Origin of the sequence: Ensifer sp. PDNC004 (genome assembly GCF_016919405.1) — a bacterium.
Lineage (GTDB): Bacteria > Pseudomonadota > Alphaproteobacteria > Rhizobiales > Rhizobiaceae > Ensifer.
Genome location: NZ_CP070352.1, coordinates 909,369 through 923,336 on the forward strand (window position 1 = coordinate 909,369; position 13,968 = coordinate 923,336).

Consider the following 13,968-nt stretch of genomic DNA (forward strand, 5'->3'; position numbering starts at 1 on the left):
CGCGCAGCGTTGCAGGCGGAGCGGAGGAGAATCTTGTGAGACAGATCAGCCTTACCGCTTCCGTCCATCCGGATCGGTCGAGGGAAGTTTTGCCGCCGCCAACGCAGCGCCTACGGCAGCGACGCCGACTGCCAGGCCGATCCAAACGCCATACAGTTTGTGACCTAGGATGAAACCGCCGATCAGCGGCGAGGCGATGTCCGTCAAGGCACCCAGTGACTGGGCGGATCCCATGACGACGCCCTGACGGTTACCCGGCACATGGACGGACAAGGCCGCAAGATAGGTTGGCTTGGCCATCGCATCGCCTGTGCTCACGCACACTAAAGCCAAGGCTAGAAGCGGCACGGTTGTGGCAAGGCTTGCGATCAGAAACCCGGTGCAGACCAAGCCGAAGATCAGGATGATCAGATTGCGTTCGGAGAAGCGCCGGCCAAGCCAACCCAGAAGTAGGAGCTGGACCAGGATGTTGATCACTCCATCCGCCGCGACGATGTAGCTGAGGTGCTGCGGGCCAAAAGCCTGTCCGTTCCAGATAAACGTCTCTGCGAGAAAGATCGGCATTTGCGAGCTATAAATGCCGTAGGCAAGAAAATGGCATAACATCACAATGACAAGTATGCGGATAACCGGAGAGAAAATGATGGCGCGAAACGAGATCTTCTCGCGTTGATAGATTCCGGGCTGAGGAAGGACTGCTTGATCTCGCTTCAATGCAAACAACGTCAGGCCAATGGCGCCTACTGAGAGAAAAAGGGCTGCAAAGATCGGCATAGTCAGCGAAGTATCCGATAGGAGCCCTGACAGGCCCGCCCCACTGATACCGCCCAAGCCCACGCCGCCGGTCAAAATGCCAAGCGCCTGCCTGCGATCCTCAGGAGCGGTGTGGTCAGCGACATAGCCCGCGACAGCCGAGAAATTACCGCCCGTTAAACCGAAGAGCGCGCGCGCGGCCAATACCACGAGCATATTTGGAGCCGTTGCGAGCAGAAGGAGACTTGCAGCTGCCATAACTTGGCTTGCGAGCAGAATGCGCTTCCTCCCAAACCGATCCGACAGCTGGCCGAGGGTTGGCGCGGCCACGAACTGAGTGAATGCTTCCGTCGCGATAACGAGGCCGAATATGAGCGGAGTTGCCCCCATGTCCCTCAGGTAGAACGGCAAGATGGGTAGGACCGACGCCATACCAGCAGAATAAATGCAAACAATCAGGAAGAGCGGCGCCAAGATTTGCCTGTTCCGGCGCATACTGGAGGCCGGTTTAGAATATGCAGCTTCGGTCATGCCCACGTCGCCCCTTGCGTAAGGTCGAAAACAGTCCGTGATGTGCTGTCGTCCTTGGGCCATGCCCTGTCGAAATCCGCGAATGGGATCTTTCTGAAATTGATGTCGAGTTTACCTGGGGTTGTGGCACGCAGCACGTCGCCGGTGAGTTCAACCAGCTTTTCGACAGTTACGCTGCCAATGCCGCAGCCCATCAGCTCGATCGCTGATGCTCTCAACAATGCCCCCGGCAAAGCGATCTGCGAGCCCGAGACCGATCCCACCTGAACGAATCGAAGCGGCCGCCCGTTGCAGCCAGCTTTTGCGGCGGCCGACAAAAGGCACTCCGCGCTCTTGCCCCACAGATAATCGATTACGATATCGACGCCTTCTTCGAATTCGTCAACCAAACGGCGTTCGAGCGATGCCGGGTCAGTGCCAAGCTGGATGGCCGTAACGGCGCCAACATGCTTTATTTCTCCAAGGGCGATCGGATTTCTTCCAGTTGCAATGATCTTGCCGGCTCCGAGCCATTTGGCAACCTGCACTGCGAGTCGCCCGGCGGTCCCGGTCGCTCCATTGATCAAAACCGTTTCACCCGGCTGCAGGTGGGCGCGCGCTGTCAGCGCCGCCCACGATGACACTCCCGGATTGGCAACGGCGGCTGCGGTGAAGTCGTCGAGATCGTCCGGAATCGGGACGCAAAAGCGAGGCGCGGAGACAACAAATTCAGCCATGCTCCCGAAGGGCGACCGGGGAAGACCGAAGTATACACGCCGCCCATCGTCCAGCCTGCCGACGCCATCGATGCCTACGACAAACGGAAGGACTTCGTTGGCGCTGTAGTGGGCACCGGAGACGCGCGCCTTTGTGACACGGCTGATCGCGGCTGCGGTGACTTTGATCCAGTTCTCGCCAAAGAAGGGGATGGGCGGCGCAATCTCCCCTAAGGCAGGTTCGCACCCAATGACCGAGACGATCGCCGCCTTCATTGGCAGTCCTCCTGGAACGAGGACAGGCCGACATTTGCCAAATAACCATCGATCTCGTCGGTTCGGTCCGTGTCGAAGACCGCGCCGATATATCCGTCCGGGCGGATCAGCAGGCAATCTCCAGGCATCAATGAGTATGCATCCTTGAAATGCTGCCACTCGTCATGAAACTCGCCATCTTTCCCAACACGGTGAATGTGCAAGCCTGGGCATGACTTGAAGGTGGCCCTTGAAGCTTCGTATGCCAGCAAAGTCCAATGGGGACCTTTCAGCAACTCAAAGAGGCGTGTGACCTGCCCTCCCGCGCCACGCATCGGAGCGTCCGGAGCACGCGCGCCGGCGGGAAGAGCGCCTTGGCTCGCGGTAAAATTCAGCGACAACTCGGATTCCGGATAGCCGATATCGAGCTGACGCACGTCCCGTCCGCGTCGCATTTCTCCTTGTTTTTGTGCGTCAAGCAGCCGATTTGCCAGACCGAGCATCGCAGCGGCGACGGGTCGCCTCTCAGCCTCGTAGCTGTCGAGCAAGTGATCTGGTGCACCGCGCACGACGGCAGATAGCTTCCAACCCAGATTGTACGCGTCCTGCACACTGGTGTTCAGACCTTGGCCTCCAGTTGGTGGATGCACATGAGCGGCATCGCCGATCAGGAATGTGCGGCCCGTTCTGTAGCCGTCGGCTAGGCGAGCGTTCATTTCATAGTCTGAGGCCCAGTGAACAGCGTGCACGATGATGTCGCTTAAACCTGTCCGCTCCGAAACGAACCGCGTCAGTCCCTCCGCAGTGAGTTCAACATCCTCGTCTCTCGCGACAGGTGCCTGTATCTGGAACAGATCTGTACCGGCGAGCGGGCCGATCCAAACCTGCAAGCGCATGTCGCCGCTCCTGGCAAAGCGGTGGGCGACCTCACGAGAAAGCCCAGAGAGTTCGACGTCCGCAACGACAGCCCGAGCGTCAAGCGTGCTACCGGGAAAACCGGTACCAAGAAAACGTCGCACGAAGCTTTTCCCGCCATCGGCGCCTATCAACCAACGTACTCGGACGATTTCTTCACAGTCGCCGCCAGCAATTCGCGCAGTCACACCTCCTTGGTCCTGCTCGAAACCCTTCAGTTCCCGGCCGAACTCAACCCGGCCACCAAGCTCCGCAAGACGCGAGCGTAAAATCTGTTCGGTCACAAACTGCGGAACCATAAGGGCCAAGTGGTAGGGCTCTGCCGGCGTGGGTTGGATGATCTCGCCCATGTCGGCATCTACGTAGCGTCCATCGTCTTGATAGGTGCGCTGACGGGGATAAAGTCCACCCGCGGCCACTGCCTTGTCGAGAACGCCGAGGTCTTCGAAAATTTCCTGTGTTCTGGGCTGAATTCCTTTGCCGCGCGATCCGCGAAATGGCGCTTCCACTCGATCGACTAATCGAAAGGAAATCCCGCGCCGCGCGAGATCGATAGCAAGCGACAGGCCAGCCGCCCCCGCTCCGCAGATGAGTACATCCGCAGCGAAATCATTTGTCATCTCTGCCTCCATGTGTGTATTATGCACATAAATGGAGTGGAGCTCGATGTCAACAAAAAATGTGCAAAATACACACACCTCCGTGATGATGCGCGATCTTCATGGCGCCCTGATCGAGATTGTCAGCGCAATGAACCGTCCCCAGCGCGACGACGACCTCGTGCGTGAAGCCGGGATATCATTGGACCGGGCGCTGTTTCGCCTTCTTGTCGCCATTGAAAGATTGGGGCCGATCGGTGTCGTTGATCTGGCTGAGCGCATAGGACTGGATTACACGACTGTCAGTCGTCAGGTCGCCAAGCTTGATGGCCTGGGTCTTGTCGAACGCAAGGGCAGCGTCTCCGATCGACGCGTTCGCCAAGCTGTCATAACGCCTGAGGGAAAGCGCATGACGGACAAGATCGACGCCGCTCGTGAGCGAATGAGCCAGGCGATCTTCGAAAAATGGGAGGAGAAGGATGTCGCCGACCTCGTGCGGCTGATGGGCCGGTTCGCCGAAGCGTTTAGACGTGGTGAGAAGGTATGATCGCCACATGTGCATGTCTTTCGCGAGCCTTTTCTTTTTCAAGGTTCAGAACGACATCGTCGGATCGCCGGATGAAATAGTTCGCGACCTTCTTCGCATCCGACTTAACCGTAAGACGCAACACCATTTGCCCGAAGGACAGGGCGCCGGCTACCAAGCGCTGGACCCTCGCGACGACACCGGAGCCCTACCCGGCCAAGCGGCCTCATGACATCTGCTTTAGCTCGAATTGACAGCCACTAAATCTTGACGCGAGCGGCGCAATGCCTTGAGGCCTCTTCGAGGAAAGCGGCGGCCTCACCGGATCCGCGAAGCACCGTCGCACAGGAGCGGGCCCGTCAGCTCGGCATTTCGAATGCTGAAGCAGTGCGGCGGGTGGGCCCCGATGAACGTCGCTACGCCCACTACGCGTCCGGCCGCAGAGAACCGTATCTGTCGACGCTCGTGAGGATTGCCGACGCTTTAGGGGCATCCCCAAATTGGTTGCTGGGTGTCGCGCTCAAGACGACACTTGATCAGCACCTTGCCGCACTCATCGAACGGTTCTCAAATGCCGCGAACGGGATGACGAAGCGAGAAGTAGAATTCATTCAGGCTGAAGCTATCGTTGCTGCGAAAGCGCGTTGCTAACAGATTCCAGTGGATCCATGGCCCTTATCAACCAAAGACAGCGACTCCTGATTTGACGACGATGCCGACGTCCGGACTTCTGCGCAATTGACGTCCGGTCGCGGCGCGAAAGATTTGCAGCAATTGCAGCGCCAGCGGCATTCGCGACCACATGGTTTGCATCCTTGCTGTCTTTGGTTGATAAAAGCAGGATACATTATGCGGTCCCAGACGCACATAACGGAAACAATCACGGCACATTCGTCGGGTCACCCTGTAGCGTTTCTGGTGGAGCCTGTAGCTCAATGGACAGAGCCGTCGGCTCAATCGATTGGTTGCGGGTTCGTGTCCTGTCGGGCCACCTATTTCGCCATTTCACCTTGAAATGCTCGCTGACATTTTGAAAGGAAATTGGCACTGGCGGTTCGATAACCCGATCCCTGCGAATAACGCAGGGGCTCTGCAAATACCTTTCTGCAGACTATTTTTTCTGAACTTTCACGTTGCCGTTCAAGAGACACGTCCGGTGCGCCAACTTCAGCTACCCCCCGTGTTGCGCGGTTCCTGGACATGAATTGGTTCACCGCGTGACACTGAGGTGCGCACCTGACCGGCAGTGGCCGAATACAACATCATCACGCTCGCGCTTGTGCCCCCCAAGCGGTCGTTGACGACGCGCTCTTTTGGCTGAACGCGTGCGCGACCCGCTCGCAGACGGGATTGCTCCTCGTTCAAGTTCGCGCGACTGGCAAGACCCTACCCTCGAACACCGTCCCCCAGACAGCGATGTCCTTGATCTTTGCGGCATCGACAGTCAGCGGGTTGTCGTCGAGGATGCTGAAATTGGCGAGCTTGCCCGGGACGATGCTGCCGATGTCGTTTTCCATGCGCAGGGAGTGGGCGGCACCGAGCGTGACGCCCTTGAGCGCGCCGAGCCGGGTCGCGCGCTGGTCCGGTGCCGCGACCCGCCCGGACGCGGTGGTGCGGTTCACCGCGCAATGCATCAGGAACAGCGGCTGGCCGGGTGCCATCGGCATGTCCGAGTGAAGCGAGAAGGGCACCTCTGCCCGTTCCATGTCTCCCAGACGCACCATGTTGTCGGCCCGCTCCGGACCGAGACCATCCTTCGTATAGGCGTCCGCCAGCGCCCGCACGTAATAGGGGTTGGCGCTGACGACCACGCCGAGCCGCTTCATGCGCTCGACCTGATCCTTCTGCGAGACTGCCAGGTGAATGGCGACCGTGCGGTGATCGTAGCGCGGATGGCGGCGCATATTGGTCTCGACGGTGTCGAGGACCATGTCGAGTCCGGCGTCTCCGTTGACGTGGACGTGGATCTGGTAGCCGGCGTCCCAGTAGATCTTGAAGGCCCGTGCGAAGAAGTCCGGATCCATGATCCATTCGCCATGCCCCCCGCCGAGATAGGGGTCACGCACCCGCATGGCGAGGGAGTAGATCGCTCCGTCGGCGAACAGCTTGATGGCGCCGGGCATCATGGCCGTCATGCCCTCGCCCCAGCCGAGCACCTTTTCCGTCTCGCTGATCGTGGTGTCGGGAAAGGCGGCGTTGATCGATTTGCCGTCCGGGATGAAATAGAAACGAAACGGGTTGCCGGCACGGGACAACACTGCGTTCTGCGCGACCTGAAGCTGTTTCGAGAACAGCCCGCCGGGCTCGCAGCCGAGAGTCACGCCATTCGCGTGATAGTAGCGGACGACGAATTCGAGCCCGCGCCGAAGCCGATCGGGCGTGGCAATTGCAGGAAGCAGCTTCGGGATGACGCCGAACATGCCGCCTTCCCAGAAATGGCCATCAGCGAGACTGGACTGTTTTCGCGCCCCATCCGGTAGGCCGGAGACAAAGTCCGCGTCGATCCCGTAGGCCTCGAGCGCCTTGCTGTTGACGATGAATTCGTGGGCCGACCGGTGCCAGACGATGATGGGCCTCGTGCTGCTGATGCGGTCCAGATCCGATCGGGTCAGGGGGCCGTGGAAGACGGGGTGATAACCCCAGGTCACGAACAACTCGGTTGCAGTCTTGAGCTTTGCGTTGGCCTCGGTGAGCCTCGCACGGTATTGGCTAGGATTGTTGGCTGCGGGCACGACCCCGGACGGCAGGACCCAATCCTCGATGGCGATGATCTCCGACACCATGGTGAGGCCCGTCAGGAGCGGGTGATCGTGCTGGGCGATCAGGCCCGGCGTGATCACCTTGCCGGCGAAGGTCTCGTCGATCACGTAGGACTGGCCGTCGGCCAGGGATTTCAGCTCGTCCAAAGAGCCGACTGCCAGGATGCGGTCGCCGAGGACAGCGACAGCCGTTACGGACGGCTTGTCGGGATCGAGGGTAATGATTTCCTTGGCGGGATAGATCGTGACGCGGGGCAAGTCCTTGCGGTCGAATTGAGTGGCAAGATCCTGGAGGGAAGCTTCCTGAGCCTGCGCTGGAACGAAGGTGGCCGCTTCGCAGACGAATGCGGAGGCTGTTGTCACGGCCGCGAGTTTCAGGATCTGTCGGCGCGAGGGAAAGTTGTAGTTCCTGAACGCTTCGGCAAATGCCGGGTTGCACATCACGCACATCGCGGGTCCTCCCAAGTGAAGCTGTCTGCTCGGCCCACCATCGCAGGCTTGAACTGGATGAACGCGTCTGGTCCTGACGACGAACGTTAAGCCTAATTTGGACTGTTAGTGTCTGCTGCAATCGTTTTTGGCTGAAGGGCAGATTATCGGAGGCCATATGTACTCACATCAAGGCGCTACTCGCCGACGGCAGTTATTTTCGGTGGGCGCCATGTCTGGTTCACGATGTCGTCTGCCGGCAGGTACGCACGAAGAAAGAGAAGGAACGGTCCTTCCGGCGCAGGCAGCCAGTTGCTTTCCTTGTCTGCGCCGGGCGAGTTTTGTTGTAGGTAGATGGTCAATCCGCCATCTGCGTCGCGCTTCATCCCGCTGCGGTCACCAACGGAGTAGCGGTTGATGGGATTATCAACGAGATTGTACGCCTTATTGTACATGGTCAGGGACCAGAAGGCCTTGACCTTCGGCTCGCCGCTCTTGTCGAAGTGGATCACGTAGCGGGTCTCGCCGGTAAGGGGCCGCCCCTCGCCATCGACGGAGGCGTTGAGGTAGGTTGCCTCGACCGGGTCGTTCGCGTTGAAGCCGACGGCCGGCTGGATCGCGCGCAGCAGCCAGTCGCGGGCTTGCGTCATCCGGCCCGTCGACGGCGGCGGGTAGTTCCATCCGTTGATATTTGTCTGTCCGTAGCCGGCCGCGAACGCGTCATAGATGATCCTGCGGCCGTCCACGGCTGCGCGCGCCAGCCCGCGCTTTGTTGCGGGGTCCAGGGCGTCGATGTCGGGCCCGGCTCCGACCCCGATGCGTGCATAGGATTGCAGGATGTCCGCGTCGCGCGGGTCGGGGGGGACCTCGCGCATTGAACGATTGATCGTCCGCCATTCGTTAAGAGGATCGGCGTCCCGGTCCAGCGGTTGCCAGATCTCGGCCGTCCGGGGGGCGGGGGCATCGGGCTTTCCCCATTGCGAGAGGGGCGTCAGTTTGTACTGGTCTTGGATCGCGTGGGCCGCATCGAGGTCCGACGCATCCTTCACGCCGGTGCGCACCTGGAGGAAGCCCCAGGGCGTGGACGAGGGGGGCAGCGCCGTCACCCCCGCGGGCAGTGGGCCTGTCCAGTTCCTGTCGAAGATCGCGTAGCTCCCACCCCCGTCGCCCGTCGCTCGCGTGCCGACATAAGCGAAATTGTCGTCCATGAAATCAGTGAGCTCGACCGAGTGATAGCGGTCGGAGATGGCCGGCACGGTGAGGATCACCGGCTCGTCTTTCAGATAGAGCCAGGAGCGGGAGTAGATCGTGTCATTGTTGGGTGAACCGCCGTCGACGTGGCTCGCGTCCTTGAGTTCCCGAAAATGGAACAACTGGTTCGCCTGGTGCCCGACATCGGCGCTTCGAAACCATCGTTGTTCCGTCATATACGACCAAGGAAACGTGTAAATGTACGCCTGGACGCCTAGAGTGTAGGCGTTGAGTTCGCGCCAGTCGGGCTGGCGATCCTGTGCGCTGGCTCCTAGCATTGGGCCAGCAACGATTGCGGCGATCATCGCCGTCGTAAGTGTTAGACTTCGGATACTCATACCGACCCCTTTCCATCGGAACGGTTTTTCCGCGTGCAGGACGCGCTTTGGGACGAGTTGCAAGTATTCGCGCTGGACCAAGCCGCTATTTCTTAGCGCTGGATCGAGCCTGAATAAAACCGACGATCAGGCGGCGCAGTTCTTCGGGCTGTTCGTTTATCATGTTATGGCCACAGCCGGGCAGCCCCGCGAGCCAGGTGTTCGGGCGCATCTCCGCGATTTTGTAGGCGTTCGGCGGCACGGCGACACGGTCGAGAAGGCAGGTGATCGCCAGCATCGGAGCCGTTCCACCCATGCTCCAGGCTTCCTTGGGCGTCGCCTCGCTGGCCTTGACCTCAGCCGTTGCAATTGCCGGGAACGCGCCTTCATCGGCGTCCTTCTCGGCAAGGTGCTCGTTTCCTGGCGCGTACATCAATTGCGCCTGCAACGACAACCACTCGGACTTGGGTGTCGCAGGGTCCGTATACCGCTTATAGAGCGCGATCGTTTCCGGCGAAGGTTGAACCTCGCCGCCGGCCCCGACCAGAATGATCGTCACGACGCGGCCCGGCTTTGTCTGGGACGCGGCGCGCATGACCCTGTTACCATAGGTCTTGCCGGCCAGATGCACCTTCTGCACGCCGAGCGCGTCAGCGATCGCCCAGACATCGTTGCCGTAGTCGACAAGCGTCAGGCCGTCGAGCGGACCGTCGCTCGCGCCAATCCCGCGGTAGTTGTAGACGACCGTGCGAATGCCTGCGGAAGCGACGGCCTTCGCGAGATCCGTCAATTGCGAGGCAGGCCGTCCGTTGCCGGCCGCCATGATCAGCGTTTCCGGTCCCTGACCGAAGACGAAGGCTTCAATGGTGTGACCATGCGCGGAGATCAACCGACGCGCTTCGTCGGCCGCGCTGGCCTGGGGTATTGACGCCACACTGCAGGTGACGATGGCGGCCGTCGCCGCGAACCAGCGTATCGGCGCAGTCGTCGAAAAACCGGTGCTCATCCGCCTCCCCTCCAATGGACTGGTGCGTCCCGCAACCAGCGGCCGCGCTTTGTTCTGACCGCTCACGTCGCTCTGTAGACGCTCTTTCCTTCCTTGATCGTCTCGACGATTTTGAGCGTGATCAACTCCTCGGGCTTCACCGCCAGCGGGTTAGCGCTCAGGATCACGAAGTCAGCAAGCTTGCCGGGCTCGATCGCGCCTTTGCTCGCCTCCTCGAAGTATTGAATAGCGGGCCAAATCGTCATGGCTTTGAGCGCCGTCAGCGTGTCGACGCGCTCCTCGGGGCCGAGCACATAGCCTGACCGGGTCACCCGTGTGACGGTCGCCGACAGCACACGGATCGCGTCTGGGTTCGCCACCGGCGCGTCGTGGTGGCTTGTGAAGATCATGCCAAGCTTGCGCGCGGAATTGCAGGGAGAGATCCGTTCCGCGCGCTCCGGCCCAAGGACAGAACTACGGTGCCAGTCGCCCCAATAATAGGTGTGCATCGGGAAGAAGGACGGCAGGATGGCGAGGTCCTTCAGCATCGGCAACTGGTCGAGCCTCGCGGTCTGGCCGTGCACCAGGACCGCGCGCCGGTCGCCGGGGCCGTGCTTCTCGGTTGCGGCGCCGACCGCCTCGATCAACCAGTCGACCGCCGCGTCGCCATTGGCGTGGGTGAGGATCTGCCACCCGTTTGCGAAGGCGAGATCGACGGCATCGACGATTTGCTCCTTGGTGATCGCCGCGTAGCCGCGATAGTCAGGGCCCTGTCCCTCCGGCGGCTTGTAATAAGGCTGCGAGAGAAACGCAGTCTTGCCCTGGGGCGAGCCATCGATGGTCGCTTTGGCGCCGCCGACGCGCACCCGGTTCCTGTACTCGCGCGAAGGCGCAATTTCATTGAGAGACTGAAAGATGTCAGGATAGACAACGACGTCGACATCGAGCAGCCCTGCGTCGCCCGCCTTCGCAAGCATGGTTGCGCTGCCGGGCATGGCGCGCCCTTCCTGGACGGTCGTGTATCCGAATGAGGCGTAGAACGCTGCCCCTGCCTTGATCATTTCGAGATAGGCTTGCGCGTCCAGACGGCCCAGGAGCTTGCCGGCCGCGGCAAAGAAGGCCGCCTCCTCGCAGACACCGTTTGGGGTCTCTCCGTCGGCCTCGCGACGGAACGCGCCGCCGGGCGGATTGGGCGTCCCCTTGACCAAGCCCGCCTCCTCGAGCGCCTTGCTGTTGAGAACGCCGAGATGACCGGATTGGTGGACGATCAAAATCGGAGTGTCGAACGAAACCGCATCGAGATCGGCGCGGGTGGGGTGGCGTTGCTCCTCAAGTTGCGAGTCGTCGTAGCCGAAGCCGACGATGACGCCATAGCGCTTGATGACCTCGCTGTTGTTGGCGGTCCAGTCGCGCAGGACACGTTGCAGCGCGGAGATGCTGTTGCCTTCTCCATCGGGTGCCGGCAGCAGGTTCGCTGCTAGGGCCTGTAGCCCGACCATGACGACATGGCCGTGCGGATCGACGAAACCCGGAAGCATCGTCTTGCCCATGAGATCGACGGTCGTAACCAGGCCGTCAGCCTGCCGTTCGACCTCGCCGCGTGCGCCGACGGCGACGATTCTGCCACCGCGAACAAGCACCGCCTCGGCGGTCGGCTGCGAATCGTTGATCGTGACGATCGGGCCGCCGACATAGAGCGTGTCATTGCTTTCATTTGCCGCCTCCGCTGAACTGCAGACGAAGGTTCCCGTAGCACCCGCCATGCCGGCCCACGCGGCGCAGGCGACTGTGTGTTTTAGGAGCGAGCGGCGCGATAGGGCCGCGCCGAGGGCGCCGGCGAACGGACTGCAAGCGAAACACATGGATTTTCATTCCCCCAAGTATTGACCGTCTCGCGGTTATCAGTCTCCCGGTCGAAACAGGACGACATACCAAGATTAAAAATGACACACGGATCCCGTTATGCATTGACGTACATCAATATCGGTGACGCCGGTCCTACTGGACCCCCTGCTTCACGCAAAAGCAACGTCTTACGACGACACACGATATCATCAAGCAATCGGGCAACTCTGGAGAAAAGGCGGACGCGCTAGCGGAGGAAAAGAAGTGACCATACGAGGGCTTCGCAAGCTCGCACGCTGCCTAAATACGACGTCTGCCGCATGTCGCCGGCTCGGCGATCGTGCTTAGGCCGAGTCAAACACGCGCGTCAGCGCAATCGCATCAGGTCGGCTCGCTAGCGGAGAATGAACATCGTGATGGCCGCCGCCGCCATGCAGGCGGTGGCGAACCATCCCATCACGCGCAGCCCAAAAGAAGCGACGAACTGACCCATCTCGTCCTTGCGGGATACCACGATCATCATGGCGGCCATAAGGGGCACGGAAATCACGCCGTTGAGGACAGCGCTCCAGAACAGCGCCTGTATGGGATCAAGGTCCGAATAGTCCACGCCGAGGCCAATGAGAGTGGCGAGGCCGATCACACTATAGAACCCGACCGCCTCCCTCGGCTTGTGCTCAAGCCCGATTGCCCAGCCGCGGGATTCGCAAACGGCATAGGCCGCCGAGCCCGCCAAGACTGGCACAGCCAGCAGGCCCGTGCCGATGATGCCGAGACTGAACAGGGCGAACGCCAGGTCGCCGGCAATCGGGCGTAGCGCCTCGGCTGCGTCGGCGGAGGTCTCGATATCGGTCATGCCTGCGGCATGCAAGGTGACGGCAGTCGTCAGGATGATGAAAAAGGCTACGAGGTTGGCAAAGGCCATGCCGATGTATGTGTCCCAACGGATGCGGCTGAGTTGGACGAGAGCCTGCTCGGGATGGTCGATAAGCGGATCGGTCGTCGGGTCGGCCTCCTCGTCCTCCACCTCCTCTGACGCCTGCCAGAAGAGCAGATATGGGCTGATGGTGGTACCGAAGACCGCCACCACCATGGTCGCTGTTTCTGCCGTCAGGGCGAGCTTCGGCGTCACGGTCCGCAGGGCGACTTCGCCCCAGTTGATCTCCACAGTTAGGACGACGCCAACATAGGCAAAGAGCACCAAAGTCAGCCACTTCAGGTACCGGACGTAGCGGTGATAGGGCACCAGCACCTGAAGTGTCAGGGAAAGCAGCGCGAACAGAAGCGTGAAAAGGTGGCGCCCCCAGCCAAGCACCAGTTCCGCCGCAGCCCCCATGGCGGCGAGGTCGGCGCCGATGTTGATGGTGTTGGCGGTGAAAAGCAGCGCCACGAGGCCGGTCACGGCCCAGGGCGGAAAAATCCGGCGCATGTTGGCCGCGAGCCCGTGCCCGGTGACGCGTCCAATCCGGGCACTGATCATCTGCATCGTGGTCATCAGCGGGTAAAGGAACAACATAATCCAGAGCATGTTGGCCCCGAACTGCGCGCCCGCCTGCGAATAGGTAGCGATGCCGCTCGGATCATCGTCTGCCGCCCCGGTGATCAGCCCCGGCCCCAATTTCTCGAACAACGCAGCACGGCGCAATCGATGAACAACCGGCTTCGCGACCACTGCTGACTGCGCGCCATCACCATGGTCTGTGTGCCGAGATTTGCTGCGCATTCAGGGAGCCTCCGGGCTGATCTCTACTTGTCGGATTGTCCGCCGTCCTACCGGTAAGTACACTGCAATCTTAGCCATCCGCCCGCACCGCGCGCACTCGACGGCACGCGGAAATGTCCGCCGCCCATCGTCGGGAGGCCAGAACCTTGGTGATGGCGAACCATTTGACCGTTCAAGTTGGCGTCTGGCTATTCTTATAGCGTTCGCTGCCATCGACGCGAAGGGACCTCGGCCAATCTGTCAGTCAGGCGGCGAGCTGGAGGGGAGATACTTCGAGAAGATCGGCCGAGCATGCCTCATGATGCGGCTGCCACGACACCGCAAGCAACTTTCAAAAGGACTCTTATCGAATCCTACGGTATCTCCGTGTCACTCGTGACCAGTA

The 13,968-nt window shown here is 60.7% G+C and carries 10 protein-coding genes and 1 pseudogene; 2 read left to right on the plus strand and 9 right to left on the minus strand.

Translation table 11 applies throughout. The features are described from left to right. Positions 1 to 51: 51 nt before the first annotated feature. From JVX98_RS04010 to JVX98_RS04020, 3 genes are read right to left on the minus strand one after another with little or no spacing between them, the layout of a single operon-like run. A complete protein-coding gene (locus JVX98_RS04010; protein ID WP_205235882.1) occupies positions 52 to 1,284 on the minus strand; it encodes an MFS transporter in 1,233 nt (410 codons plus the stop codon). Beyond that, a complete protein-coding gene (locus JVX98_RS04015; protein ID WP_205235883.1) occupies positions 1,281 to 2,255 on the minus strand; it encodes a zinc-binding alcohol dehydrogenase family protein in 975 nt (324 codons plus the stop codon). The genes JVX98_RS04010 and JVX98_RS04015 overlap by 4 nt, the downstream gene beginning before the upstream one ends. Then, entirely contained in the window at positions 2,252 to 3,769 is a 1,518-nt protein-coding gene (locus JVX98_RS04020) for an FAD-dependent oxidoreductase (protein WP_205235884.1), read from the minus strand. The genes JVX98_RS04015 and JVX98_RS04020 overlap by 4 nt, the downstream gene beginning before the upstream one ends. Before the next feature lie 46 nt (positions 3,770 to 3,815). Here JVX98_RS04020 and JVX98_RS04025 point away from each other — a divergent pair, with 46 nt between their 5' ends. Both JVX98_RS04025 and JVX98_RS04030 read left to right on the plus strand, forming a co-directional pair. Further along, on the plus strand, positions 3,816 to 4,295 hold the full coding sequence (locus JVX98_RS04025) for a MarR family winged helix-turn-helix transcriptional regulator (RefSeq protein WP_205235885.1): 480 nt from the start codon (positions 3,816 to 3,818) through the stop codon (positions 4,293 to 4,295). 246 nt (positions 4,296 to 4,541) lie between these two features. Next, positions 4,542 to 4,925: a helix-turn-helix domain-containing protein gene (locus JVX98_RS04030; protein ID WP_205235886.1), complete on the plus strand. Its 384-nt coding sequence runs from the start codon at positions 4,542 to 4,544 to the stop codon at positions 4,923 to 4,925. A gap of 27 nt (positions 4,926 to 4,952) precedes the next feature. On the opposite strand, the pseudogene JVX98_RS04035 reads toward JVX98_RS04030, so the two are convergent. The 6 genes and pseudogenes from JVX98_RS04035 to JVX98_RS04060 form a co-directional block, all read right to left on the minus strand. Then, positions 4,953 to 5,090, minus strand: a pseudogene (locus JVX98_RS04035) (IS1595 family transposase); the annotation flags it as partial. 545 nt (positions 5,091 to 5,635) lie between these two features. Beyond that, the gene (locus JVX98_RS04040; protein ID WP_192451288.1) at positions 5,636 to 7,483 is read right to left on the minus strand and encodes an amidohydrolase; all 1,848 of its coding nucleotides are present in this window, start codon (positions 7,481 to 7,483) and stop codon (positions 5,636 to 5,638) included. A gap of 176 nt (positions 7,484 to 7,659) precedes the next feature. After that, on the minus strand, positions 7,660 to 9,132 hold the full coding sequence (locus JVX98_RS04045; protein ID WP_205235887.1) for a DUF1254 domain-containing protein: 1,473 nt from the start codon (positions 9,130 to 9,132) through the stop codon (positions 7,660 to 7,662). Positions 9,133 to 9,136: 4 nt separating this feature from the next. After that, positions 9,137 to 10,036, minus strand: a complete 900-nt coding sequence (locus tag JVX98_RS04050) for an alpha/beta fold hydrolase (RefSeq protein ID WP_205235888.1) — start codon at positions 10,034 to 10,036, stop codon at positions 9,137 to 9,139. A 62-nt stretch (positions 10,037 to 10,098) separates the two neighbouring features. Next, complete coding sequence (locus tag JVX98_RS04055) at positions 10,099 to 11,778, minus strand: amidohydrolase (RefSeq protein ID WP_205235889.1); 1,680 nt, start codon at positions 11,776 to 11,778, stop codon at positions 10,099 to 10,101. A 476-nt stretch (positions 11,779 to 12,254) separates the two neighbouring features. Further along, positions 12,255 to 13,583, minus strand: a complete 1,329-nt coding sequence (locus tag JVX98_RS04060) for an NRAMP family divalent metal transporter (protein ID WP_205235890.1) — start codon at positions 13,581 to 13,583, stop codon at positions 12,255 to 12,257. Between the last annotated feature and the right edge of the window lie 385 nt (positions 13,584 to 13,968).